We start from the raw sequence: 23,149 nt of genomic DNA on the forward strand, positions 1-23,149 counted from the left end.
CTAATTCCAGGTTACCAGTTAACCAAAAATCTTCGCAAGATGCTCGCGGTATTCTGCAACGTAACGTGGAATGTCAGGCATTTTAATCACGTCGTTGGCGATAAAGGTCGGCAGTGCTTCCATTCCCAGGAACTGGTTGGCTTTGTGGAACGGCAGGTAAACGCCGTCAACGCCCACGCCGTGGAAGAACTGCTCTTTATCGGTAAAAGCTTCCATTGGGGCATTCCAGGTCAGGGACAGCATATAGGTTTTGCCCTGGATCAGACCGCCGGAACCATATTTTTTGCTGGCGTCGGAGCGGGTACGGCCATCGCTGGCGTACAGAGAACCGTGGCCTTCGGTGAACACGTCATCGATATATTTTTTGACGGTCCACGGCGCGCCCATCCACCAGCCCGGCATCTGCCAGATAACGGTGTCGGCCCACAGGAAGTTTTGGACTTCGGCTTTTACGTCATAATCGCTATCGGCGCGAACCACTTTAACATCATGCCCGAGGTCGCGCAGGAAGGTCTCCGCGACTTCAGTCATGGTGTCGTTCAGTTGGCCGTTAGAATGGCCGAATTTCTTCGCACCGTTGATAATCAGGATGTTGCTCATGATGAATCCTCAAAAGTTGGCTTTTGAGGGGCATGATACTCGCCTTGCTGTAACGATTAAATGTGCAAAATGTGCAAAGTCTTTTGCTGAATTAGCAATAATGGTTTGAGCGTTTAAGCCATTACACGAATGGGGTAAATAATTTCTGAATTATGAGTAAATGACAGGCTTGAACCCTTTTTAATTGCTGAGACGGGATAAGCTATTCAAAACTGATAATTCATGAGGTTAATCATGGCAAATATAATATATGCATCGATTACAGGTGAAAAACAAGGTCTAATTTCAGCAGGTTGTGGAACTTCTGATTCTATTGGTAATAAGTATCAAATAAACCATGTAGATGAGATTTTTGTTCTGCAATTCGATCATTCCATAAGCCGAGAGCGTAATGTTACTCACCATCCGGTGAAGTTCTACAAACCCATCGATAAGTCATCTCCTTTGTTAAATTCTGCAATTTCAGCAAATGAAGCATTATCTGTCGTATTCAACTTTTATAGAACAATTCGGAATGGTGGTATTGAAAGATTTTATACGGTTGAGTTACAAAAGGCTCACTTATCTAACATATCATCGTGTTACCCTCATGTACTTAATCATGCCGGTAATCAACCCGAAGAGGTTGTTATTCTGAACTATGAGAATATTACCTGGAAACATTTATCAGCGAGTACGGAATCATACAGTTTTTGGAATGAGCGGATTTTCTAACGATGAAAAACAACATGGTGATAAGAAACCGTTTCTGTTCTGTCTCTGAAGCTAAATTTCGTAAGTGGGATGAAATTGATGTTCTGTTTTGGAAGTTGGGGCGAAATGACGTAAAAGGACGTTCAGGGGGATTTTATTTGAATGCCTACAAGGACGCATATGTGCAGTATAATAGGGATAAAATCATTCATTATGCAAATGTAGCCGGTATTCGGCCTGACTTACTTGGTGGTGTGGCCTGGATTGAGTCAGGAGGAATGCCAGAAAATTTTAAATTCCAGGTTTTTGAGGCTAAAAGGATGTTCCCATGGTTAGGAAAACCGAAGGAGGCCACCTCATTTGGCTCTGTTGCTGTACAGATACGAGTGGCAGCCGTTACGTTGGGCCTTGATCCCGCAGAGTTGACAACCCGGGATCAGTTAGAGTTAGCAACTTGCCTAATGGAAGATGATTTTAACCTTCAGGTATCTGCAACTTATTTACGAGATCTTTTTTTGTATGACTATCCCGACTCAGCATCGCTCTATATGTCTGATGAACAGTACATAATGACGGGTATTCGATATAATCGAGGTGTCCAGCGGAAATTGGGCGATTTTCTTCAGTTAATAAAAAATGTACCGCAGAAAGGTACAGATGATTATAGTTTTATATCTTATGGAATGAGACTGCTAGAAATAAGACCACACATTAGAATATTGCTTAAAGAGTAGCCATATATGTCAAAAGAACGGTTAATATCCATATTTGAAGTATTCATATATATCATCCTGGCTTATTGGCTAATGAATACATTCTTTGCATTTAATAAATATAGCTGGATGATGGCACCCGGCGATACCGTTTGTAGCATTCCAAAAACATCAGGATATGATCGTATCCTCCAAGCCTGTTTTTCGGCTTTTATCATACTTACACCGCTTGTTATTATTCTTCTCCGAAAACTGTATACGAGGAATTGGTTTGGGGTCTGGCTGAATTTTTTTGCTGTATTGGCCTGTCTTTGCGCGGGTTGGTGGGTTTTTTGGGGGCGCAATATATTTTGTATATAAACTCTCTGTGCGGATAGAGGGTATTCTGATATCTCCTTTATCCGCGCCAGCTACCATTTTACTGAGGCTTCAAACCCACCTTTAACCGCGTTAGCAAACGTCGCCGCCATCCCATGCAGCGTCGCAATCCGCTGAACAATCGACAGACCAAGTCCGCTGCCGGTTTCATCCTGCCCCGGCGGGCGATAGAAGCGCTCGCCGATGCGTGCCAGCGCTTCCGGCTGAATGCCCGGCCCGTTATCGCGGACGCTGAAGCCGTGGCTGTCCAGCGTGACGTCAACGACGCTACCCGACGGGCTGTAGCGCACGGCGTTATCCAGCAGATTACGCACCAATAGGCTCATCAGCAGCGGCTGGGCGGTGCGGGTAACCTGCTGCGCGTTCAGGTGCAGGCGAATTTCAATGCCCGCCTTTTGCGCGGCGTGATAGATATCCATTACCGAGGATTGCAGCAGATCGCCAAGATTCACCGTCTGCACATCGGCGAGTTGTTCTAACGAATCAAGGCGGGAAAGCGTCAACAGTTGCTCGACCAGGCGAGTGGCGCGGTCGATACCCGCGTGCAGCTGCATCAGCGCTTTTTGCTGGCTTTGCGGATCGTCCTGCGACAGCTGTGCTACTTCGGCCTGCACCCGCAATGCGGTGAGCGGGCTGCGCAGTTCATGGGCGGCATCGGAGGTGAAGCGCCGCTCGCGAGTCATCATATCGTGGGTTTTGCGGAACAGCAGATTCAGCGCATCCAGCATTGGGCGCACTTCGTTCGGCACGCCCTGGGTATCCAGCGGCTCGCCGGAGTCTGGGTGGCGCTGGCGCAGGGTGCGGGTTAATTTTTTGAGCGGCGCTAGCTCGCGGCTAATCAACAGAATCAGCAGTAAAAAGGTCACCGGCAGGGCAACCAGCCACGGCGTTAGCTGGCCGGTGATGATGTCCAGCGCCATCTCCTGACGGTAGTCCCACTCCTGGCCGACTACGATCCGGTATTTCTTATCGGCGGTAGTCAGCCACAGAAACCGCCAGCTATCGTCATCGTTGCTCAAGGGACCGTCGTCAAAGCCTTCCCGGCGGTAGTGATAGGGAATGAACGGTCCGTTCTCGCCGTCGTGCAGCACCATTTTGCCGTCGACGGTATAGATGGCGAACGCCAGCGCGTCTTCATCAAGATGCCCGTGTTTAACCTTCTTCGGCGCGCGAATCCACTGGCGGGACGTCGGCAGGTCGGCGAAATCCATCGCGCTGATGCGTTTGGCAAACAGCATTTGCTGGGTATCAAACAGCTTGTCCAGCTTATCGGTGGTTTGCTTCCAGGCGATGACGCTGGCAAAACACCAGGCCACGGCGGAGAGCAGCATAAACAGCAGCGTCAGGCGAACGCGCAGACTCAGGCGGCGGAACAGGTTCATTGGTCACCCAACGTGTAGCCGATACCGTGGACGGTACGAATAAACGGGCTGCCGAGCTTGCGGCGCAGATGGTGGACGTGTACTTCAATGGCGTTGCTGGTGACCTCTTCATCCCAGCTGTAAAGCTTCTCTTCGATGAGCTTACGCGGCAGTACTCGCCCGGCGTTGCGCAGCAGCAGCTCCAGCAGGGCAAACTCTTTCGGCTTCAGTATCAGCGGCTCGTTTTTAAACGTGGCGGTCAGATGGTTTGGGTCAAGCTCCACCTCGCCGTGGCGCAGTACGCTGCTCGGTTGGCCGTGGGCGCGGCGAATCAGCGCTTCCAGTCGGGCGGCGACTTCAATCAGCGCGAACGGTTTGCAGAGGTAGTCGTCAGCGCCTAAGCGCAGCCCTTCTACGCGCTGGCTCAGCGCATCGCGAGCGGTAAGAATGAGCACCGGTTCGCGGCGGGATTTTTCGCGCCACTCGCGCAGAATGTCCAACCCGTCGATGCCGGGCAGGGTGAGATCCAGGATCACCGCATCGTACGGGGCGCTATAGAGCGCAATTTTGCCCTCTTCACCGCGGGTAAACCAGTCAATGCTGAAGCCCATTTTGCCGAGCCCGGTTTTGATGCCATCGCCGATAAGCTTGTCATCTTCCACTAATAAAATGCGCATCTGCTGCTCCTTGCCTGCTGCTCTGTATGCCAAGTAAACCGCGCCCTTGCGGTTACTGTACAGCAAAAATAAATCTTTTTTCCCCTTAAGAAGTTGTTAAGAAATGGCGGGTGTAATAGTCCCCATACAACACAAAAGGGAGAACACATCATGAAGAAACTTGCTGCTATCGCCGCTATCCTTGCTCTGGCTTCTGCACCGGCATTGGCTGCCACTCAGGGCGGGTTTTCCGGCCCGTCTACCACGACGACGCAGGCCGGCGGCTTCGTTGGCCCTAACGGCACCGTGACCACCGCGGCGAACGCCAAAACCATGCGGGATGACACCTGGGTCACGCTTCGTGGGAATATTATCGAGCGCGTCTCTGACGATCTGTATATTTTTAAAGATGCCAGCGGCACCGTAAACGTGGATATTGACCACAAACGCTGGAACGGCCAGACCATCACCCCGCAGGATGTGGTTGAAATCCAGGGCGAAGTGGATAAAGACTGGAACTCCGTTGAAATCGACGTGAAGCAGATCCGCAAAGTGAATCCGTAATCCCCCAGAACTGCGCAAGATCGGTCAGGATTCACTGCGGCCAGGCGGGCAGAATGTCCCGCAAGGAGGCAGTGATGAGTGACTTATTAAGCGCGGCTTATTCCGAACGTCTGCGGCGCGTTTGCGACCACATTGAGCGTCATCTGGATGAGCCTCTCTCGCTTGAGGCGTTAAGCCGGATGGCGCACAGTTCGCCATTTCATTTCCATCGGCAATTTACCGCCTGGAGCGGCCTGCCGCTGTATCGCTATATCCAGTGGTTACGCCTGCGCCGCGCTTCCTGGCGGCTGGCGTTTAACCCACAGGATAAGGTTATCGATATTGCGCTGGAGGCCGGGTTTCAGAACCCGGAGTCGTTCACTCGTGCCTTTAAAACCGCGTTTGGCCAAAGCCCGCGCCAGTTCCGCCAAAAACCGAACTGGGCGGCCTGGCACCAACGCGTACCTAAACTGGCATTACAGGAGCAGAACGTAATGGACGTAAAAATCGTTGAATTTCCGCATACCAACGTCGCCATGTTGACCCATCAAGGGCATCCGGATCGGGTGAACGACAGCGCGGCAACCTTTATTGAATGGCGACGCAGCACCGGGTTTTCTCCGGTGAAAAGTAGCCAAACCTACGGCATTGCCTGGCACGACCCGCAAACGACGCCGCCGGAGCAGTTTCGCTTTGATATCTGCGGCAGCGTCGCAGCACCGATACCGGAGAACGCGTTTGGCGTGGTTAACGCTGAAATCCCCGGCGGGCGCTGCGCGGTGGTGCGTCATCAGGGCTCGCTGGATTCACTGCCTGACAGCGTCTGGTATTTGTTCCGCGAGTGGCTGCCGGGCAGCGGTGAGACGCCGCGCGACTTCCCGGTCTTTTTCCAGTACCTCAACTTTGTTCATGAGGTGCCGGAACATGCGCTGCTGACGGATATTTATTTGCCGCTTCGTTAACCCGCTCTCAACCTATCTCACGGTTTGTGACTCAGACCGTGAGATAGGTTATTATCTGCGGCAATATTGCCGTCCGAACGGTCAGCATGCAGATTGAGGATCCACTGTTAATGAGCGATATGGCAGAGCGCCTTGCGCTACATGAATTTACGGAAAACGCCTACTTAAACTACTCCATGTACGTCATCATGGACCGTGCGTTGCCGTTTATTGGCGATGGCCTGAAACCGGTGCAGCGCCGCATTGTTTACGCAATGTCGGAACTGGGGTTGAACGCCACCGCGAAATTTAAAAAATCCGCCCGTACCGTCGGTGACGTACTGGGTAAGTACCATCCGCACGGCGATAGCGCCTGTTATGAAGCGATGGTGCTGATGGCGCAGCCGTTCTCTTACCGTTACCCGCTGGTCGATGGCCAGGGGAACTGGGGGGCACCGGACGATCCGAAATCGTTCGCGGCGATGCGTTATACCGAATCCCGCCTGTCGAAATATTCCGAGCTGCTGTTAAGCGAGCTGGGGCAGGGCACGGCTGATTGGGTGCCAAACTTTGACGGCACCATGCAGGAGCCGAAAATGCTGCCTGCGCGCCTGCCTAACATCCTGCTGAACGGCACTACCGGCATCGCCGTGGGTATGGCGACGGATATCCCGCCGCATAACCTGCGTGAAGTGGCGAAAGCCGCGATTACCCTGATTGAAAAACCGCAGACCACGCTCGACGAGGTGCTGGATATCGTTCAGGGCCCGGACTACCCGACCGAGGCGGAAATCATCACCTCGCGCGCGGAAATCCGCAAAATTTACCAGAATGGCCGTGGCTCCGTGCGCATGCGTGCGGTGTGGAATAAAGAAGACGGCGCGGTGGTGATTACCGCACTGCCGCATCAGGTTTCCGGCGCCAAGGTGCTGGAACAGATAGCAGCGCAGATGCGCAATAAAAAGCTGCCGATGGTCGATGACCTGCGCGACGAATCCGACCACGAAAACCCGACTCGTCTGGTTATCGTGCCGCGTTCCAACCGCGTAGATATGGAACCGGTGATGCACCACCTGTTCGCCACCACCGATCTGGAAAAGAGCTACCGCATCAACCTGAACATGATCGGGCTGGATGGTCGTCCGGCGGTGAAAAACCTGCTGGAGATCCTCACCGAATGGCTGGCGTTCCGCCGCGACACCGTACGTCGTCGCCTGAACTACCGCCTCGAGAAAGTGCTCAAACGCCTGCATATCCTCGAAGGTTTGCTGGTGGCGTTCCTCAACATCGATGAAGTGATCGAGATTATCCGTCACGAAGATGAGCCGAAGCCGGCGCTGATGTCGCGCTTTGGCATCAGCGAAACCCAGGCGGAAGCGATCCTCGAGCTGAAATTGCGCCACCTGGCGAAGCTCGAAGAGATGAAGATCCGCGGTGAGCAGGATGATTTAGCCAAAGAGCGCGATCATCTGCAGTCGATCCTGGCGTCCGAACGCAAGATGAGCAACCTGCTGAAGAAAGAGCTGCAGGCCGATGCCGAAGCCTTTGGTGACGATCGCCGTTCCCCACTGCATGAGCGCGAAGAAGCGAAAGCAATGAGCGAACATGACATGCTGCCGTCTGAACCTGTCACCATCGTGCTGTCGCAGATGGGCTGGGTACGTAGTGCGAAAGGTCATGACATTGACGCTCAGGGGCTGAACTATAAGTCTGGCGATAGCTGGAAATCGTCGGTGAAAGGCAAGAGCAACCAGCCGGTGGTGTTCGTCGATACCACTGGTCGCAGCTACGCCATCGACCCGATTACGCTGCCGTCTGCGCGCGGTCAGGGCGAGCCGCTAACCGGCAAGCTGACGCTACCGCCGGGAGCGACCGTTGAGCACATGCTGATGGAAGGCGACGATACCAAGCTGCTGATGGCGTCTGATGCGGGCTACGGTTTCCTGTGCACCTTCAATGACCTGGTGGCGCGTAACCGTGCCGGTAAAGCGCTGATTTCCCTGCCGGATAACGCTCGCGTGATGCCGCCGGTGGTCATCGAGGACGAGAGCGATATGCTGCTGGCTATCACCTCGGCGGGCCGTATGCTGATGTTCCCGCTGAGCGACCTGCCGCAGCTATCGAAAGGTAAGGGTAACAAGATTATCAACATCCCGGCGGCGGAAGCGGCCAGCGGCGTCGATAGTCTGGCGCATCTGTATGTGCTGCCGCCGCAGAGTACGCTGACCTTCCACGTGGGCAAACGTAAGATCAAACTGCGCCCGGAAGAGCTGCAAAAAGTCACGGGTGAGCGCGGTCGTCGCGGTACCCTGATGCGTGGCCTGCAAAAAATCGATCGCATTGAGATTGATTCACCGCGGCGCGCTTCGGCGGGTGACAGCGAAGAGTAATCATCTCCCCCGTCGTCAGGCGGGGGAAAAATTACCGTGAAACCGTTGTTAATTCAGCCGTTGCGATTAACAATACCCCTTTGCAGGGGTCTGCAAGTAACAAAGCCCTGTCCGGTATATATCCTGTCGGCACCCGCCTGATCGGTAACATTCTAAGTGGTTCAGGGTTCAGAGGACGCTATGCTATTTATTTTACGTGTCATTATTGTCGTCATTTATTGCATCCTGGTATGCATCTTTGGCTGCATCTATTGCCTGTTCAGTCCGCGTAACCCAAAACACGTCGCCACCTTTGGCCATATGTTTGGCCGTATGGCGCCCGTGTTCGGTTTAAAGGTTGAAACCCGCAAACCGGCTGACGCGGAGAACTATGGCAACGCGATTTATATCGCCAATCACCAGAACAACTACGATATGGTGACGGCGGCGAACATCGTCCAGCCGCCAACCGTAACGGTCGGTAAAAAGAGCCTGGTTTGGGTTCCGTTCTTTGGCCTGCTGTACTGGCTGACCGGCAACCTGCTGATCGACCGTAATAACAAAGCGAAAGCGCACAGTACTATTGCGGAAGTGGCGGATACCTTTAAGAAACGCAAAATTTCCATCTGGATGTTCCCGGAAGGTACCCGCAGCCGTGGCCGTGGTCTGCTGCCGTTTAAAACCGGTGCGTTCCATGCGGCTATCGCCGCTGGTGTGCCAATTATCCCGGTGTGTGTGTCGAATACTTCCAATAAGATTAAACTCAACCGCTGGAATAATGGTCTGGTGATTGTGGAAATGCTGGAGCCAATCGACACCAGCGCGTGGGGTAAAGATCAGGTTCGTGACCTGGCGAAGCACTGCCGTGAAGTGATGAAGGCTAAAATCGACGAGCTGGACCAGGAAGTGGCCCAGCGTGAGTCTGCCGGTAAAAAGTAATATCTGCTGATGGCGCGGGTGAACGCTCGCGTCGCATGCTGTTTTACTGTCGGGAAAATGATTTCCCACGTTTGATTTGTTCGTTTTGATGGAGCTTATATGTCACTCAGTCGGCGTCAGTTTATTCAGGCCTCGGGCGTTGCGCTATGTGCGGGCACCGTGCCGCTGAGGGCTCAAGCCGCAGGGAAGCAGCCCGCATTGCCGGTGCCTCCGCTGCTGGAGTCTCGCCGTGGGCAACCGCTATTCCTAACGCTGCAACGTGCGCACTGGTCGTTTACCCAGGGCACGCGCGCGTCCGTCTGGGGCGTCAACGGTCGCTATCTTGGGCCGACGATCCGTGTCTGGAAGGGTGACGATGTCAAACTCATCTACAGCAACCGTCTGACTGAAAACGTCGCCATGACCGTGCGCGGCCTGCAGGTGCCGGGGCCGCTGATTGGCGGTGCGGCGCGCATGATGACGCCAAATGCCGACTGGGCGCCGGTGCTGCCGATTCGCCAGAGCGCATCAACGCTGTGGTATCAGGCCAATACGCCGAACCACATGGCGCAGCAGGTCTATAACGGCCTGGCGGGCATGTGGCTGGTGGAAGATGAGGTTAGTAAGTCCTTACCATTCCCTAACCACTACGGCGTCGACGACTTCCCGGTCATCATTCAGGATAAGCGCCTGGATAACTTTGGCGCACCGGTGTACGACGAGCCGGGCAGCGGTGGCTTTGTTGGCGATACGTTGCTGGTCAACGGCGTACAGGGGCCGTACGTGGAAGTGTCACGCGGCTGGGTGCGCCTGCGCCTGCTGAACGCCTCTAACTCTCGTCGCTACTCGCTGCGGATGAGCGATGGCCGTGCGCTGCATGTGATTTCCAGCGATCAGGGCTTCCTGCCCGCGCCGGTCTCCACCACGCAAATCTCCCTGGCACCGGGCGAACGTCGCGAAGTGCTGGTCGATATGACCAACGGTGACGAAGCGTCGATCACCTGCGGTGAGTCAGCCAGCATCATGGAACGTATTCGCGGCTTCTTTGAACCATCGAGCATTTTGATCTCAACTCTAGTGCTGACCCTGCGTCCGACGGGGCTTCTGCCGTTAGTGACCGATAACTTACCAATGCGCATACTGCCAACGGAAGTGCTCAGCGGCACGCCGATTCGCAGCCGTGACATTCTGTTGGGCGACGATCCGGGCATCAACGGCCAGCTGTGGGACCCGCAGCGTATTGATATCACCGCGCAACAGGGAACCTGGGAGCGCTGGACGGTACGCGCCGATGCGCCGCAGTCGTTCCATATTGAAGGGGTAATGTTCCAGATTCGCAACGTCAACGGCGCGACGCCGCTGCCGGAAGACCGCGGCTGGAAAGATACGGTCTGGATTGATGGCCAGGTAGAGCTGCTGGTCTATTACTCACAGCCGTCATGGCCGCACTTCCCGTTCCAGTACGCCAGCCAGACGCTGGAGCTTGCTGACCGTGGTTCTATCGGACAGATTCTGGTGAACCCGGCGCCGTAATCAAAAACCCCCGGCGTCTTTGTATCCCGGCCGAGCGCAGCGACGCCGGGACTCACACCTCGTTAAAAATTCCCACTTCATTAGTAGGGCGATCGGGCTTATAATCCCCGGCCTTTGTCTATTTTTTTGCCAATTTTTCGGAAGCAATATGAGCGCTATCTCCCTGATCCAACCGGATCGCGACCTTTTCTCCTGGCCGCAGTACTGGGCTGCCTGTTTTGGGCCGGCTCCGTTTTTGCCGATGTCACGTGAAGAGATGGATCAACTTGGCTGGGATAGCTGCGACATCATTCTGGTAACCGGCGACGCCTACGTTGACCACCCGAGCTTCGGGATGGCGATTTGTGGCCGTATGCTGGAAGCGCAGGGCTTCCGCGTGGGGATCATTGCTCAGCCGGACTGGAACAGCAAAGACGACTTTATGCGCCTGGGCAAACCGAACCTGTTCTTCGGCGTCACCGCGGGCAACATGGACTCGATGATCAACCGCTACACCGCAGACCGCAAGCTGCGCCATGACGATGCCTATACCCCAGACAACGTCGCGGGCAAACGCCCGGACCGCGCCACGCTGGTCTATACCCAGCGCTGTAAAGAGGCGTGGAAAGATGTGCCGGTCATTCTCGGCGGCATCGAAGCCAGCCTGCGTCGTACCGCGCACTATGATTACTGGTCCGATACCGTGCGCCGTTCGGTGCTGATTGACGCCAAAGCCGACATGCTGATGTTCGGCAACGGCGAGCGTCCGCTCGTTGAAGTGGCGCACCGTCTGGCGGCGGGCGAACCCATCGCGCAGATTCGCGATGTGCGTAACACGGCGATTATCGTCAAAGAAGCGCTGCCGGGCTGGTCTGGCGTCGACTCAACCCGCATCGACACCCCGGGGAAAATCGACCCGATTCCGCATCCGTACGGCGACGATCTGCCGTGTGCTGACAACAAACCGGTAGCACCGAAAAAACAGGAAGCCAAAGCCGTTACCGTGCAGCCGCCGCGCCCTAAGCCGTGGGAGAAAACCTACGTGCTGCTGCCGTCTTTTGAGAAGGTTAAAGGCGACAAGGTATTGTACGCCCATGCCTCCCGTATTCTGCACCACGAAGGAAACCCGGGCAGCGCCCGTGCGCTGATGCAAAAGCAGGGCGACCGCTATATCTGGATTAACCCGCCTGCAATTCCACTCTCCACCGAAGAGATGGATAGCGTGTTTGCGCTGCCGTATCAGCGCGTTCCGCATCCGTCATACGGTAAGGCGCGTATTCCGGCGTACGATATGATTCGTTTCTCTATCAATATCATGCGCGGCTGCTTCGGCGGCTGTTCCTTCTGCTCCATCACCGAGCATGAAGGCCGTATTATTCAGAGCCGCTCCGAAGATTCGATCATCAACGAAATCGAAGCTATTCGCGATACGGTACCGGGCTTTACCGGCATTATCTCCGACCTGGGTGGCCCAACGGCAAATATGTATATGCTGCGCTGTAAGTCGCCGCGTGCGGAGCAAACCTGTCGTCGTCTCTCCTGCGTGTACCCGGAAATCTGTTCGCATATGGATACCGACCACACGCCGACCATCAATCTGTATCGCCGCGCCCGCGACCTGAAAGGCATCAAGAAAATCCTGATTGCCTCCGGTGTGCGTTACGACCTGGCGGTGGAAGACCCGCGCTATATCAAAGAGCTAGCTACCCACCACGTGGGCGGCTATCTGAAGATTGCGCCGGAACATACCGAAGAAGGGCCGCTGTCGAAAATGATGAAGCCGGGGATGGGCAGCTATCACCGCTTTAAAGAGCTGTTCGACACTTATTCGAAGCAGGCCGGTAAAGAGCAGTATCTGATTCCGTACTTTATCTCCGCCCATCCGGGAACGCGCGATGAAGATATGGTTAACCTGGCGCTGTGGCTGAAGCAGCACCGCTTCCGTCTGGACCAGGTACAGAACTTCTACCCGTCGCCGCTGGCGAACTCGACCACCATGTATTACACCGGCAAGAACCCGCTGGGTAAAATTGGCTATAAGAGTGAAGACGTGGTGATCCCGAAAGGCGATAAGCAGCGCCGTCTGCATAAAGCGCTGCTGCGCTATCACGATCCGGCTAACTGGCCGCTGATTCGTACGGCGCTGGAGACGATGGGCAAAAAGCATCTGATCGGCAGCCGTCGTGATTGCCTGGTTCCTGCGCCGACGCTGGATGAAATGCGCGAAGCGCGTCGCCAGAACCGCAATACCCGCCCGGCGCTGACCAAGCACACGCCGGTGGCGCATCAGCGCCAGACGCCTGGCGGCATCAAAAAGCGCCCTAAACCCGCGTCTCGTTGAGCTAAAAAAATACCCGGCAAATGCCGGGTATTTTATGCCTGATGGCTCTGCGCTTATCAGGCCTACTCGATGATTTATAGGCCGGATAAGGCGTAGCCACCATCCGGCACTCAATACAACTTAACCACCAAACTGGTCCGGGTCCGGCCCTAAACGCTTGCCCTGATCCAGCTTCGCAATTTCGCTCAGCTCATCTTTATCCAGACGGAAATCCCACACCGCAAAGTTCTCGGCGATGCGTGACGGCGTGACCGATTTCGGGATAACCACCAGGCCGCTGTCGAGGTGCCAGCGAATCACGATTTGCGCGGGGGTCTTGCCGTATTTATCCGCCAGAGCACGGATAACCTTCTGGTCAAACACCCCTTCACCGCCCTGTGCCAGCGGACTCCAGGACTCGGTCTGGATTTTGTGCGTGGCGTTCCAGGCGTTCAGCTGACGCTGCTGCATCAGCGGATGCAGCTCAATCTGGTTGATAACCGGCGCAACGCCGGTTTCATCAATCAGCCGCTGCAGGTGAGGCACCTGAAAGTTACACACGCCGATGCTCTTAATCAGCCCCTGTTTTTGCAGTTCAATCAGGCTCTTCCACGCATCGATATAATGGTCGGTTGCAGGAACCGGCCAGTGGATCAGATACAGGTCGAGATAGTCCAGCTGCAGGTGCTCCAGGCTCTCCTGCAGGGCATCCGCCGCGCGGAGATGGGAGTCATTCCACAGCTTGGTGGTGATGAACAGATCCTCACGAGCAACGCCCGCGCTCTTAATTGCTTTACCGACTCCCGACTCATTTTTGTAAGCGGCGGCGGTATCAATGGAACGGTAGCCCACCTCGAGCGCTTTATGGATCGCGGTGACGACTTCCTCATTCGTGGCCTGCCATACCCCGAGGCCGAGCTGCGGCATTACATTGCCATCGTGCAGTTTAATCACGGTTGGATGTGTCATGCATTTCTCCTTTTTACGAGCTTACCAGGGCATAACCCTGGCAAGGTTTGTAAGAATAAGTCTGGTCGAAATATGCAAAAACGAAAGGTAAAGCGAGAAGCTCTTAGCGTGCAGCTTCGTAAATACGGCGGCTCACGTCCAGGGTAATATCCTGATTTTCACCGAGTTTAGTCATGCCGTGCTCTTCGAGTTTTTTCAGCAGCGCAGGGATAGAGCTGCCGTCCAGACCGTAGTCGGACAGGCGAGTTGGCACGCCCATTTGTTCGAAGAAGCTGCGGGTTGCGGCGATAGCGGCGTCGATACGCGCATCGTCAGAACCTTCGGTGATGTTCCATACGCGTTCTGCGTACTGCAGCAGTTTGGCGCGTTTGGTATCGCGTTTTTCATTCCACAGGGCAGGCAGCACGATAGCTAGCGTCTGCGCGTGATCCAGACCGTGCATTGCGGTCAGTTCGTGACCCAGCATATGGGTTGCCCAGTCCTGCGGTACGCCAGCGCCAATCAGGCCGTTCAGTGCCTGAGTGGCTGCCCACATGATGTTGGCACGTACGGCATAGTTTTCTGGTTCCTGCAGCGCTTTCGGGCCATCTTCAACCAGGGTCAGCAAAATGCCTTCCGCGAAACGATCCTGAATTTTGCCGTCAACCGGGTAAGTTACGTACTGCTCTACGGTATGAACGAATGCATCTACTACGCCGTTAGCGACCTGACGTGGAGGCAGGGTGTAGGTGTAAACCGGGTCCAGAATCGCAAACAGCGGCTGCACGTGTGGAGACATAAAGGCGCGCTTGTCACCGGTCGTTTTACGGGAGATAACGGCACCTTTGTTGGACTCGGAACCGGTCGCTGGCAGCGTCAGTACGGAACCCATAGGGATCGCGCTGTTGACGTTGCTGCCGTAGGTTTCCAGAATTTCCCACGGGTCGATGTTGGTATCGTAATGCGCGGCAGCGGCGATAAACTTGGTGCCATCCAGTACGGAACCACCGCCAACGGCCAACAGGTAGGTGACTTTCTCTTCGCGGGCAATTTTCACCGCGTTCATCAACGTCTCGTAAGATGGGTTTGGCTCAATCCCGCCGAACTCCAGCACGTCCAGACCTTGCAGTGCGCTCAGCACCTGGTCCAGCACGCCGGTTTTTTTCACGCTGCCGCCGCCGTAGGTAATCAGCACGCGAGCGTCAGCGGGGATCTGAGCGCGCAGGTTTTCGATAGCGCCTTTACCGAACAGAATGCGGGTCGGGGTATGAAGATCAAAATTAAACATTGCTCGTTCCCTATATGGTGGGTGGAAAAAGAGGGCGGTGAGGGGTCATCGCCGAATGACATCATTGTGGTCTTCGTTGTCGTACCTCTCAATGCACATTCCTGCGATTGTCTTGCCCATTTCTCCATAGCTCTGGAGAAATACGTTAAACAACGCCACAATGGCAGCGTCGGAAAAGGTATCAGGAGCCTCCGTTGATGAACCGTGAAGAGATCTGTTTGCTGCTGACAGATAAAATTAAGCAGCTGAAAAGTAACGAACAAAATCTGCGAGCCCTGCTGCCGGATATTCAGCTTATCTATGGCACTCAGCCAAGCGGGCGCACTCCGGTGATGTATCGGCCGGGCATCGTGTTTCTCTTTTCCGGCTATAAGATTGGTTATATCAACGAGCGTACCTTCCGCTACGATGCCAACGAATATCTGCTGCTGACGGTACCTTTACCCTTCGAATGTGAAACTTTTGCGACTGAGGACGCGCCGCTGGCAGGATTACGGCTTGATGTCGATATTCTACAACTGCAAGAGCTGCTGATGGATATCGGTGAAGACCCGCTGTTTCATCCTTCATCGATGGCAGAAAGCGGCATCAACTCGGCGACGCTCTCAGAAGAGATTCTCTGTGCCTCCGAACGCCTGCTGGATGTGATGGAACGCCCGCTGGACGCTCGTATTCTGGGAAAACAGATTATTCGTGAAATGCTCTACCACGTGCTGACCGGGCCACGCGGCGGCGCGCTGATGGCGCTGGTCAGCCGCCAGACCCATTTCAGCCAGATTAGCCGGGTGCTCAAACGCATTGAAAGCCAGTACACAGAAGCCTTAAGCGTGGACCAGCTCGCCGCCGAGGCCAATATGAGCCTGTCGGCGTTTCACCATAACTTTAAGTCGGTGACCAGCACGTCGCCGTTGCAGTACCTGAAGAGCTACCGTCTGCACAAAGCGCGGATGATGATGGTGCATGACGGGCTGAAGGCCAGCGCCGCGGCGATGCAGGTTGGATACGAAAGCGCTTCGCAGTTCAGCCGTGAGTTTAAGCGTTATTTCGGCATGACGCCGGGAGAGGATGCCGCGCGACTGCGGGGAATGTAATTCGTAGCCCGGCGTCGCTGCGCTTGGCCGGGCTACGAGATATTATGCGTCGCAATACTTCTTCTTAATCACCACAATCACCGTGCCCAGAAGCCCGGCGACCAGCAGGACAATCGGTAGAACCATCAGGAAGGTCATCACCTGATCTTCATGACGTTTCACAAACGGAATCATACTGATGGCATAGCCTAAGCTCGTCACTACGCCCACCCACAGCAGTGCGCTCAGCCAGTTGAACACCTGGAAGCGGCGATTCGACAGGCCGGAGATACCCGCCATGGTTGGCAGCAGGGTACGCACAAACGCCAGGAAACGCCCCGCCAGCAGCGCCAGCAGACCGTGACGGTCAAACATGCAGGTAGCCCGCTGATGGTATTTATCCGGCAACTGCGCCAGCCAGCCTTTCACCACGCGGGTATTACCCAACCAACGGCCCTGAACATAGCTCAGCCAGCAGCCGAGGCTCGCCGCGGCAGTCAGAATAGCAATAGTGGGGACGTAGCCCATCACGCCCTTCGCAATGAGCGCGCCCGCCAATAGCAGGAGGCTATCGCCGGGTAAGAATGAAGCGGGAAGCAGGCCATTTTCCAGAAAAAGTGTGGCAAACATGACCAGATAAACGATCCCCACGACGTGCGGATTCGCCAGAGCAGCAAAATCGTGCTGCCAAAGCGCGGCGACAATATCTTGAATAACGACCATGAACATTCCTGTGGAACAGCGTTTTCGCTTATTGTACGCCCGAAAGATTAAGAACACCTTGATCGCGTGCGCAACTACTGAAGCCGCGCTGTCCTGATTTGCTGACAACAACGCGGAAACGGTTTACGCCGACGGTGATCTATCACTTCGGGGACCGACTGTTCTCAACATCGGTGACGCGTCTGACCGACGCATCAAAAACATTGCTAACCCGCCCGACAGCAGAAGATGCCGGGCATCAGGTATGTTACACGATGCGGGCAAATCCTGCCGCTAAATCCGCAATCAGATCGTCAACGTTTTCTAAACCGATATGGACGCGAACCAGCGTGCCGGTGAAATCGATTTTTCCTTCCGGGCGAATGCTGGCGAGTTCCGACGGTTGGTTAGCCAGAATTAACGACTCAAAGCCGCCCCAGGAGTAGGCCATGCTGAACAGCGAGAAGTTATCCAGGTAGTTCGCCAGCTCTTCATCGTTCAGGTGCTTTTTGAGCACAAAGGAGAACAGACCGCTGCTGCCGGTGAAATCACGCTTCCAGAATTCATGCCCTTTGCTGCCAGGCAGTGCAGGGTGATTCACGCGTTCAACCTGAGGCTGCTGCGCCAGCCATTCGGCCACTTTCAGGCTGCTTTCATGGTGCTGACGTAAACGCACGCCCAGCGTACGCAGGCCGCGACTGGTCATGTAGGCGGTATCCGCATCGAGCATCTGGCCCATCAGGTAGGCGTTTTCACGCAGCTGCGGCCAGCAGCGCTCGTTAGACACTGCCGTACCCACCATCGCATCCGAATGGCCAATCAGGTATTTGGTACCGGCTTGAATAGAGATATCGATACCGAAATCGAGCGCTTTAAACAGAATCCCCGCCGCCCAGGTGTTGTCGATCATGATGATGGCTTCAGGCGCGACCCGGCGCACGGCGGCAACAATGGCCGGAATGTCGTGCACTTCCATGGTGATGGAGCCGGGGGATTCCAGGAATACGATTTTGGTATTGGGCTTAATCAGCGCGGCAATCCCTTCGCCGATCATTGGGTCAAACCAGCTGGTGGTTACGCCCAGCTTGCCGAGAATTTTGGTGCAGAAGTCCTGGCTTGGCTCATAGGCGGTGTTGGTCATCAGCACGTTATCGCCCTGTTCAACAAACGCCAGAATCGTATTGGCTACCGCTGCGGCACCGCAGGGGAAGAGGGCACAGCCGGCACCGCCTTCCAGTTCACACATCGCTTCCTGCAATGAGAAGTGGGTGAGGGTACCGCGACGGCCATAGAACAGTTCGCCGTTGGCGCGGTTGTGGGTCGCATGTTTTTTGGCGGCGACCGTATCGAACACCAGCGAAGAGGCGCGCTGAATGACGCTGTTCACCGATCCCTGGGTGTATTTTTTGCTGCGTCCGGCGTTAACCAGCGCGGTATCGAGGTGCTTGTCTGCCATTTTTGTCTACCTGTTTTTATACGTCTGGATGGCTAAATTAACACGATTGCACGCGGGATCTACCGTTTAGTGCGCGAACAGCAGAAAATTTTGCCAAAAAACGGGCGGAAAACTTTTTTACTGCGTAAGCGCAAGGAAAATAAGTGTGATTTGGGTCAATATGTAAATACTAATGAGAACTACTATCAATTCGACGATGTTTTGATATTATTGTTCCCAGAATTTGTGATTTACGTCCTGGAGATACACAGTGGGTAATAATTTGATGCAGGCGGATCTCTCCGTTTGGGGTATGTATCATCATGCCGACATCGTGGTTAAAGTAGTCATGATTGGCTTGATACTGGCATCCGTCGTCACCTGGGCTATTTTCTTCAGCAAAGGTGCAGAGCTTATCTCCCATAAGCGCCGCCTCAAGCGCGAACAAAAACTGTTAGGCGATGCACGTTCCCTGAATCAGGCAAATGAAATTGCGGCCGCTTTTGATGCTCGTAGCCTGAGCACTCAGTTAATCAACGAAGCGCAGAACGAACTGGAGCTCTCTGCGGGTTCGGAAGATAACGAAGGTATTAAAGAACGTACCGGCTTCCGTCTGGAGCGTCGTGTGGCAGCTGTGGGTCGTCATATGGGCCGTGGTAACGGCTTCCTGGCGACCATCGGTGCTATCTCCCCGTTCGTCGGCCTGTTTGGTACCGTATGGGGTATCATGAACAGCTTCATCGGTATCGCCCAGACCCAGACCACTAACCTGGCGGTCGTCGCTCCTGGTATCGCGGAAGCGCTGCTGGCAACGGCAATTGGCCTGTTCGCTGCGATTCCAGCGGTGGTTATCTATAACATCTTCGCGCGTCTGATTGGCGGCTTTAAAGCCAACCTGAGCGACGTTGCGGCGCAGGTTCTGCTGCTGCAAAGCCGTGACCTGGACCTCAGCGCCAGCGGCGTACACCCGGTGCGTACCGCCCAGAAATTACGAGTAGGTTAACGCCCCATGGCAATGCGTCTTAATGAAAATCTGGACGATAATGGCGAAATGCATGATATCAACGTGACGCCGTTTATCGATGTCATGTTGGTACTGCTGATTATCTTCATGGTTGCCGCCCCGCTGGCCACCGTGGATGTCAAAGTGAATTTGCCAGCCTCGTCTAGCCAACCGCAGCCTCGCCCGGATAAACCAGTCTATCTGTCGGTGAAGGCGGACAAATCAATGTTCCTCGGTAACGATCCGATTACCGACGACAACATGGTGACGGCAATTGACGCGCTGACGGAAGGCAAAAAAGATACCACTATCTTCTTCCGTGCGGACAAAACCGTGGACTATGAGACGATGATGAAGGTCATGGATACTCTGCATCAGGCAGGCTATCTGAAAATTGGCCTGGTCGGTGAAGAGACCGTCGCGAAAAAATAAGTATCCCGGATGGCGCGTTCTGCGCCATCCGTTATTATTCCCTCAGTAATATAATATTTCCCTTAAGTCTTATATATTCCAATCCTCTGTTAAATGTTATTAAGCATAGCTTAATGGTAGCGATATATTTTTAACAACTTGCTGGCTAGCCATAAATAACCCCTCTACGCTTAATTCTGAACGCTAACAATAATATGACGTGAAATAACACCTGCGCGGGCGGAATATATCATGGCAATAATGACGTTATGGCAAGCCGATGGCGTACCTCGGGATCTGTTCTCTTTATCCTCTATTCGCCGTAGAGCCGACCGGCTACTGATGGTGCTCGCCTGGGTGATGTGGGGCGTATCGTTGGGCGTGGGAGCGATGAATGGCAACCTCAGTCTGGCGCTGCTGGTGGCCACATTTCTTGCGGTTCTCGGCACGTTCATGACGCTACTTTTTCCCGGCAAGCTCATTACGCGTCTGGTGTACGCGTTTATTATGATGGCCTATTCTGCGCTGCTTATTCAGCTTGGAAATGGCGAAACCGAATACCACTTCTCGGTATTTGTCCTACTGTCCGCATTGTTGGCGTGGCGAGACTGGCGGCCATTAATTATGGGGGCTGCCGTTATTGCTGTGCATCATCTGGTGTTTAACTATTTGCAAGAGTATGGCCTGTTTAATATTACTGTCTTTATGCATACCGGGTTGGAGATGGTGATAATGCATGGACTATACGTTGTCGCGCAGACGATATTCCTCGTGCTGCTGGCGGTGCGGATGGAGCAGGATGCCCGCTCGGCTAGCGAAGTGGCGAAGTTAGCCTCGGTTATCAACCGAGAGACGGGGTATCTGACCCTTGAGCGCGACAGCAAAACCAGCAGCTCCCCGTTTGCCCGCACCTTTAGCCTGACGCTGGATGCGATGCGTAATACGCTTGAGCAAGTGAGCGGCAACGTTTCGCAGCTGATTGAAGCCTCGCAAACGCTCCTCCAGCGCAATACCGCACTTTCTGAACGCACAGATAACCAGGCGCGATCGTTAGCCGTCACCGCCAGCGCCATGGAACAGCTCGCCGGGGCGGCCTCGCTCACCAGCGAGAAGGCCAGCGAGGCTCGGACGCTGGCGGAACAGGCGAGCGGCGTGGCGCAGGAGGGCGGGGAAAATATTCGCTCGGCGATGGTCTCAATGGCACATATCCGCGATGAGTCGCTGAAAATTAACGGTATTCTTGAGCTTATTGACGGCATTGCCTTCCAGACCAACATTCTGTCGCTGAACGCATCCGTCGAGGCCGCGCGGGCGGGTGCGCACGGCAAAGGTTTCGCGGTGGTGGCTGCCGAAGTACGTACGCTGGCGCTGCGTTGTGAAGAAGCCGCGCGCGATATTCGCCAGATGATTGCCACCTCCGTCGAGCGCACCCATCAGGGCGCGGAGCAGGTTGAACGAGCGGGGAAAACGATGGAGTCGATTATCCACAATATCGACAGCCTGCAATCCTGCGTTGACGTGCTGTTCTCAATGAGCGACCAGCAGAAAACCAGCGTGCTGCAGATGAAAGGCAGCATTGCCACTATTGATGCCAGCGTGCAGGAGAACGTACAGCATGTGGCGCAGACGATTCAGGTGGCCCAGCAACAGCAGCACCATACCGGTGAACTGAAGTCGGCGATCTCTGTGTTCCGGCTGGTTTAAGGTCACAAAAATGAAAGCGGTATGACAAATCATCCAGTTGTGTGACAGCTTCCGCAGTTGCCAGAAAACGTAATACCAGTACGAAAAATGACAATAGGATTGTCTTAGGCATCCTCCTACATTGAAGCCTCTTCAATTCCGGAGGACATTCTCGTGGCAAATGACAACAAATTGTCTATCGCAGAAAAGCTGGGATATGGCATGGGCGATGCCGCTTGCGGTATCGTCTACTCTTCTGTAACGATGTTTTTAACCTGGTTTTATACAGATATTTATGGCCTCTCCGCGGCGGCGGTTGGGGTGATGTTTCTGGTGACTCGCGTTCTTGATGCTATCACCGACCCGCTGACCGGCATTGTCGCCGACCGGGTTAAAACCCGATGGGGCCACTTCCGCCCGTGGCTAATCTGGTTTGCTATTCCTTACGCTGTGTTGGCGGTGATGACCTTTACCACGCCGGCTTTCGGCGCATCAGGTAAACTGGTTTACGCCTACCTGACCTATACCCTGCTGATGCTGTGTTACACCTTTATCAACATTCCTTACTGCGCGCTGGGTGGGGTGATCACGCGCGATGAAAAAGATCGTCTGTCGGCACAGTCCTATCGCTTTACGATTTCCTCTATTGCCGGGCTGATGGTCTCCGTTGCGACGCTGTTCCTGGTCGATTATCTGGGCAAAGAGGATAAGCAGTTCGGCTTCCAGGCCACCATGGGCATCATGGGATTGATTGCTATTGTGATGCTCGCATTTTGCTTTTTCTCGACTAAAGAGCGCGTGGCGCCTGCGGTTGAGCAGCAGGGCAGTATTCGTGAAGATCTGCGTTCGCTGTTAGCAAACGATCAGTGGCGGATCGTGGCGATCATTACCTTCTTCTCCAGTATGGCGGGCGTGATGCGCAGTGCAGCCACGCTCTATTACGCCACCTATCTGATGATGGGGGGCGTGGAGTCGGCGGCGGGCACGGCGATGAAATCGGCCTTTGTCTCGACAAGCGTCGTCGGCACCATTATCGGCAGTATCGCCGCGGGCTGGCTGGCGAAGCGTTATCGTGCAGTATCACTGTTTAAAAACATTAACCTGCTGCTGGTCGCAGTAGGCGTAGTGATGTTCTTCGTACCGCCGACCTGGCTGCCGGTCGTGTTCCCGCTCTATTTCCTCGTCGGCTTCTTCCACCAGATGTACCAACCTTTTAAGTGGAACATGATGGCCAACGCCGCCGACTACGGCGAGTGGAAGTTTGGTCGCCGTATTACCGGGCTCTCTTATTCTGGCAACCTGTTTGCGCTGAAAATGGGGATGGCGGTTGCGGGCGCGGTTGTAGGATTCTCGCTGGGGCTGTTTGGCTATCAGGCGGGCGTGAGTGAACAAACGCCGATGGCGACAATGGGCATCGTTGGGCTCCTGACCCTCGGGCCATCACTCTCTTACCTGGTGCTGTGGTGGTTGTCACGCTTCTATAAGCTCGACGACCAGAAAATGGCGGCAATTCAACGTGACCTCTCCGCTCGTCAACAGGCAGGGGCACCAGCGACAACCGCAGAGCCGCAAGCGGTTGACGGCGAATTGAGTAAAGCCTGAGGA

Annotated in this window: 21 protein-coding genes; 14 read left to right on the forward strand and 7 right to left on the reverse strand. The window is 54.6% G+C overall.

Going from position 1 to position 23,149, the window contains the following annotated elements; translation table 11 throughout:
- Nucleotides 1–18: 18 nt before the first annotated feature.
- Nucleotides 19–600: an NAD(P)H-dependent oxidoreductase gene (locus MY052_RS03285; RefSeq protein ID WP_035896944.1), complete on the reverse strand. Its 582-nt coding sequence runs from the start codon at nucleotides 598–600 to the stop codon at nucleotides 19–21.
- Nucleotides 601–834: 234 nt separating this feature from the next.
- On the opposite strand from MY052_RS03285, the gene MY052_RS03290 reads away from it, so the two are divergent.
- Genes MY052_RS03290 through MY052_RS03300 form a run of 3 tightly spaced genes read left to right on the forward strand, consistent with a single transcriptional unit; the run spans nucleotide 835 to nucleotide 2,366 of the window.
- Nucleotides 835–1,314, forward strand: a complete 480-nt coding sequence (locus MY052_RS03290) for an Hcp family type VI secretion system effector (protein WP_248538200.1) — start codon at nucleotides 835–837, stop codon at nucleotides 1,312–1,314.
- Nucleotides 1,315–1,316: 2 nt separating this feature from the next.
- The gene (locus MY052_RS03295; protein WP_248538201.1) at nucleotides 1,317–2,027 is read left to right on the forward strand and encodes a hypothetical protein; all 711 of its coding nucleotides are present in this window, start codon (nucleotides 1,317–1,319) and stop codon (nucleotides 2,025–2,027) included.
- Nucleotides 2,028–2,033: 6 nt separating this feature from the next.
- Nucleotides 2,034–2,366: a DUF2645 family protein gene (locus tag MY052_RS03300; protein WP_202217171.1), complete on the forward strand. Its 333-nt coding sequence runs from the start codon at nucleotides 2,034–2,036 to the stop codon at nucleotides 2,364–2,366.
- A 50-nt stretch (nucleotides 2,367–2,416) separates the two neighbouring features.
- Here the strand turns inward: MY052_RS03300 and qseC are convergent, their stop codons facing one another.
- Together qseC and qseB are read right to left on the reverse strand one after the other, a co-directional pair.
- Nucleotides 2,417–3,766, reverse strand: coding sequence for a quorum sensing histidine kinase QseC (gene qseC / locus MY052_RS03305; protein ID WP_248538202.1), 1,350 nt, complete (start codon nucleotides 3,764–3,766; stop codon nucleotides 2,417–2,419).
- Nucleotides 3,763–4,422, reverse strand: coding sequence for a quorum sensing response regulator transcription factor QseB (gene qseB / locus MY052_RS03310; protein ID WP_115073713.1), 660 nt, complete (start codon nucleotides 4,420–4,422; stop codon nucleotides 3,763–3,765). The genes qseC and qseB overlap by 4 nt, the downstream gene beginning before the upstream one ends.
- 150 nt (nucleotides 4,423–4,572) lie before the next feature.
- On the opposite strand from qseB, the gene MY052_RS03315 reads away from it, so the two are divergent.
- The 6 genes from MY052_RS03315 (at nucleotide 4,573) to MY052_RS03340 (ending at nucleotide 13,025) form a co-directional block, all read left to right on the forward strand.
- A complete protein-coding gene (locus tag MY052_RS03315) occupies nucleotides 4,573–4,965 on the forward strand; it encodes a YgiW/YdeI family stress tolerance OB fold protein (protein ID WP_035896950.1) in 393 nt (130 codons plus the stop codon).
- A gap of 74 nt (nucleotides 4,966–5,039) precedes the next feature.
- The gene (locus MY052_RS03320; protein ID WP_248538203.1) at nucleotides 5,040–5,906 is read left to right on the forward strand and encodes an AraC family transcriptional regulator; all 867 of its coding nucleotides are present in this window, start codon (nucleotides 5,040–5,042) and stop codon (nucleotides 5,904–5,906) included.
- A gap of 110 nt (nucleotides 5,907–6,016) precedes the next feature.
- Complete coding sequence (parC, locus tag MY052_RS03325; protein WP_123652368.1) at nucleotides 6,017–8,275, forward strand: DNA topoisomerase IV subunit A; 2,259 nt, start codon at nucleotides 6,017–6,019, stop codon at nucleotides 8,273–8,275.
- A 180-nt stretch (nucleotides 8,276–8,455) separates the two neighbouring features.
- Nucleotides 8,456–9,193: a 1-acylglycerol-3-phosphate O-acyltransferase gene (gene plsC / locus MY052_RS03330; RefSeq protein WP_035897533.1), complete on the forward strand. Its 738-nt coding sequence runs from the start codon at nucleotides 8,456–8,458 to the stop codon at nucleotides 9,191–9,193.
- A 99-nt stretch (nucleotides 9,194–9,292) separates the two neighbouring features.
- Complete coding sequence (gene ftsP / locus MY052_RS03335) at nucleotides 9,293–10,705, forward strand: cell division protein FtsP (protein WP_035897532.1); 1,413 nt, start codon at nucleotides 9,293–9,295, stop codon at nucleotides 10,703–10,705.
- Between the two features lie 148 nt (nucleotides 10,706–10,853).
- Nucleotides 10,854–13,025 (forward strand): YgiQ family radical SAM protein, encoded by a 2,172-nt coding sequence (locus tag MY052_RS03340; RefSeq protein WP_123652370.1) that lies wholly within the window; start codon nucleotides 10,854–10,856, stop codon nucleotides 13,023–13,025.
- Nucleotides 13,026–13,145: 120 nt separating this feature from the next.
- Here the strand turns inward: MY052_RS03340 and dkgA are convergent, their stop codons facing one another.
- Entirely contained in the window at nucleotides 13,146–13,973 is an 828-nt protein-coding gene (gene dkgA / locus MY052_RS03345; protein ID WP_123652371.1) for a 2,5-didehydrogluconate reductase DkgA, read from the reverse strand.
- Nucleotides 13,974–14,076: 103 nt separating this feature from the next.
- On the reverse strand, nucleotides 14,077–15,240 hold the full coding sequence (gene yqhD / locus MY052_RS03350) for an alcohol dehydrogenase (protein WP_123652372.1): 1,164 nt from the start codon (nucleotides 15,238–15,240) through the stop codon (nucleotides 14,077–14,079).
- A 197-nt stretch (nucleotides 15,241–15,437) separates the two neighbouring features.
- Between yqhD and MY052_RS03355 the strand changes: the two genes are divergently transcribed.
- Complete coding sequence (locus MY052_RS03355; protein WP_035892087.1) at nucleotides 15,438–16,331, forward strand: AraC family transcriptional regulator; 894 nt, start codon at nucleotides 15,438–15,440, stop codon at nucleotides 16,329–16,331.
- A gap of 42 nt (nucleotides 16,332–16,373) precedes the next feature.
- On the opposite strand, the gene yghB is transcribed toward MY052_RS03355, so the two are convergent.
- Together yghB and metC are read right to left on the reverse strand one after the other, a co-directional pair.
- On the reverse strand, nucleotides 16,374–17,033 hold the full coding sequence (gene yghB, locus MY052_RS03360; RefSeq protein WP_035892085.1) for a DedA family general envelope maintenance protein YghB: 660 nt from the start codon (nucleotides 17,031–17,033) through the stop codon (nucleotides 16,374–16,376).
- A gap of 247 nt (nucleotides 17,034–17,280) precedes the next feature.
- Complete coding sequence (gene metC, locus MY052_RS03365; RefSeq protein ID WP_202217175.1) at nucleotides 17,281–18,468, reverse strand: cystathionine beta-lyase; 1,188 nt, start codon at nucleotides 18,466–18,468, stop codon at nucleotides 17,281–17,283.
- A 250-nt stretch (nucleotides 18,469–18,718) separates the two neighbouring features.
- Between metC and exbB the strand changes: the two genes are divergently transcribed.
- From exbB to MY052_RS03385, 4 genes are all read left to right on the forward strand, one after another.
- Nucleotides 18,719–19,450, forward strand: coding sequence for a tol-pal system-associated acyl-CoA thioesterase (gene exbB, locus MY052_RS03370; RefSeq protein ID WP_035892083.1), 732 nt, complete (start codon nucleotides 18,719–18,721; stop codon nucleotides 19,448–19,450).
- A gap of 6 nt (nucleotides 19,451–19,456) precedes the next feature.
- Nucleotides 19,457–19,882 carry a TonB system transport protein ExbD gene (gene exbD / locus MY052_RS03375; RefSeq protein ID WP_035892082.1) on the forward strand — a complete coding sequence of 142 codons (426 nt, stop codon included), beginning with the start codon at nucleotides 19,457–19,459 and terminating at the stop codon, nucleotides 19,880–19,882.
- Between the two features lie 231 nt (nucleotides 19,883–20,113).
- Nucleotides 20,114–21,565, forward strand: coding sequence for a methyl-accepting chemotaxis protein (locus tag MY052_RS03380; protein ID WP_420828629.1), 1,452 nt, complete (start codon nucleotides 20,114–20,116; stop codon nucleotides 21,563–21,565).
- Between the two features lie 201 nt (nucleotides 21,566–21,766).
- The gene (locus tag MY052_RS03385) at nucleotides 21,767–23,146 is read left to right on the forward strand and encodes a glycoside-pentoside-hexuronide (GPH):cation symporter (protein ID WP_369708641.1); all 1,380 of its coding nucleotides are present in this window, start codon (nucleotides 21,767–21,769) and stop codon (nucleotides 23,144–23,146) included.
- Nucleotides 23,147–23,149: the final 3 nt, after the last annotated feature.

The sequence above is a fragment of the Kluyvera ascorbata genome, assembly GCF_023195735.1.
GTDB classification, from domain to species: domain Bacteria; phylum Pseudomonadota; class Gammaproteobacteria; order Enterobacterales; family Enterobacteriaceae; genus Kluyvera; species Kluyvera ascorbata.

Bases quoted from the DNA above. Each gene is read 5' to 3' on its own strand.
- MY052_RS03285 (WP_035896944.1), bottom strand. From the start codon at position 600: ATGAGCAACATCCTGATTATCAACGGTGCGAAGAAATTCGGCCATTCT.
- MY052_RS03290 (WP_248538200.1), top strand. From the start codon at position 835: ATGGCAAATATAATATATGCATCGATTACAGGTGAAAAACAAGGTCTA.
- MY052_RS03295 (WP_248538201.1), top strand. From the start codon at position 1,317: ATGAAAAACAACATGGTGATAAGAAACCGTTTCTGTTCTGTCTCTGAA.
- MY052_RS03300 (WP_202217171.1), top strand. From the start codon at position 2,034: ATGTCAAAAGAACGGTTAATATCCATATTTGAAGTATTCATATATATC.
- qseC (WP_248538202.1), bottom strand. From the start codon at position 3,766: ATGAACCTGTTCCGCCGCCTGAGTCTGCGCGTTCGCCTGACGCTGCTG.
- qseB (WP_115073713.1), bottom strand. From the start codon at position 4,422: ATGCGCATTTTATTAGTGGAAGATGACAAGCTTATCGGCGATGGCATC.
- MY052_RS03315 (WP_035896950.1), top strand. From the start codon at position 4,573: ATGAAGAAACTTGCTGCTATCGCCGCTATCCTTGCTCTGGCTTCTGCA.
- MY052_RS03320 (WP_248538203.1), top strand. From the start codon at position 5,040: ATGAGTGACTTATTAAGCGCGGCTTATTCCGAACGTCTGCGGCGCGTT.
- parC (WP_123652368.1), top strand. From the start codon at position 6,017: ATGAGCGATATGGCAGAGCGCCTTGCGCTACATGAATTTACGGAAAAC.
- plsC (WP_035897533.1), top strand. From the start codon at position 8,456: ATGCTATTTATTTTACGTGTCATTATTGTCGTCATTTATTGCATCCTG.
- ftsP (WP_035897532.1), top strand. From the start codon at position 9,293: ATGTCACTCAGTCGGCGTCAGTTTATTCAGGCCTCGGGCGTTGCGCTA.
- MY052_RS03340 (WP_123652370.1), top strand. From the start codon at position 10,854: ATGAGCGCTATCTCCCTGATCCAACCGGATCGCGACCTTTTCTCCTGG.
- dkgA (WP_123652371.1), bottom strand. From the start codon at position 13,973: ATGACACATCCAACCGTGATTAAACTGCACGATGGCAATGTAATGCCG.
- yqhD (WP_123652372.1), bottom strand. From the start codon at position 15,240: ATGTTTAATTTTGATCTTCATACCCCGACCCGCATTCTGTTCGGTAAA.
- MY052_RS03355 (WP_035892087.1), top strand. From the start codon at position 15,438: ATGAACCGTGAAGAGATCTGTTTGCTGCTGACAGATAAAATTAAGCAG.
- yghB (WP_035892085.1), bottom strand. From the start codon at position 17,033: ATGGTCGTTATTCAAGATATTGTCGCCGCGCTTTGGCAGCACGATTTT.
- metC (WP_202217175.1), bottom strand. From the start codon at position 18,468: ATGGCAGACAAGCACCTCGATACCGCGCTGGTTAACGCCGGACGCAGC.
- exbD (WP_035892082.1), top strand. From the start codon at position 19,457: ATGGCAATGCGTCTTAATGAAAATCTGGACGATAATGGCGAAATGCAT.
- MY052_RS03380 (WP_420828629.1), top strand. From the start codon at position 20,114: ATGGCAATAATGACGTTATGGCAAGCCGATGGCGTACCTCGGGATCTG.
- MY052_RS03385 (WP_369708641.1), top strand. From the start codon at position 21,767: ATGGGCGATGCCGCTTGCGGTATCGTCTACTCTTCTGTAACGATGTTT.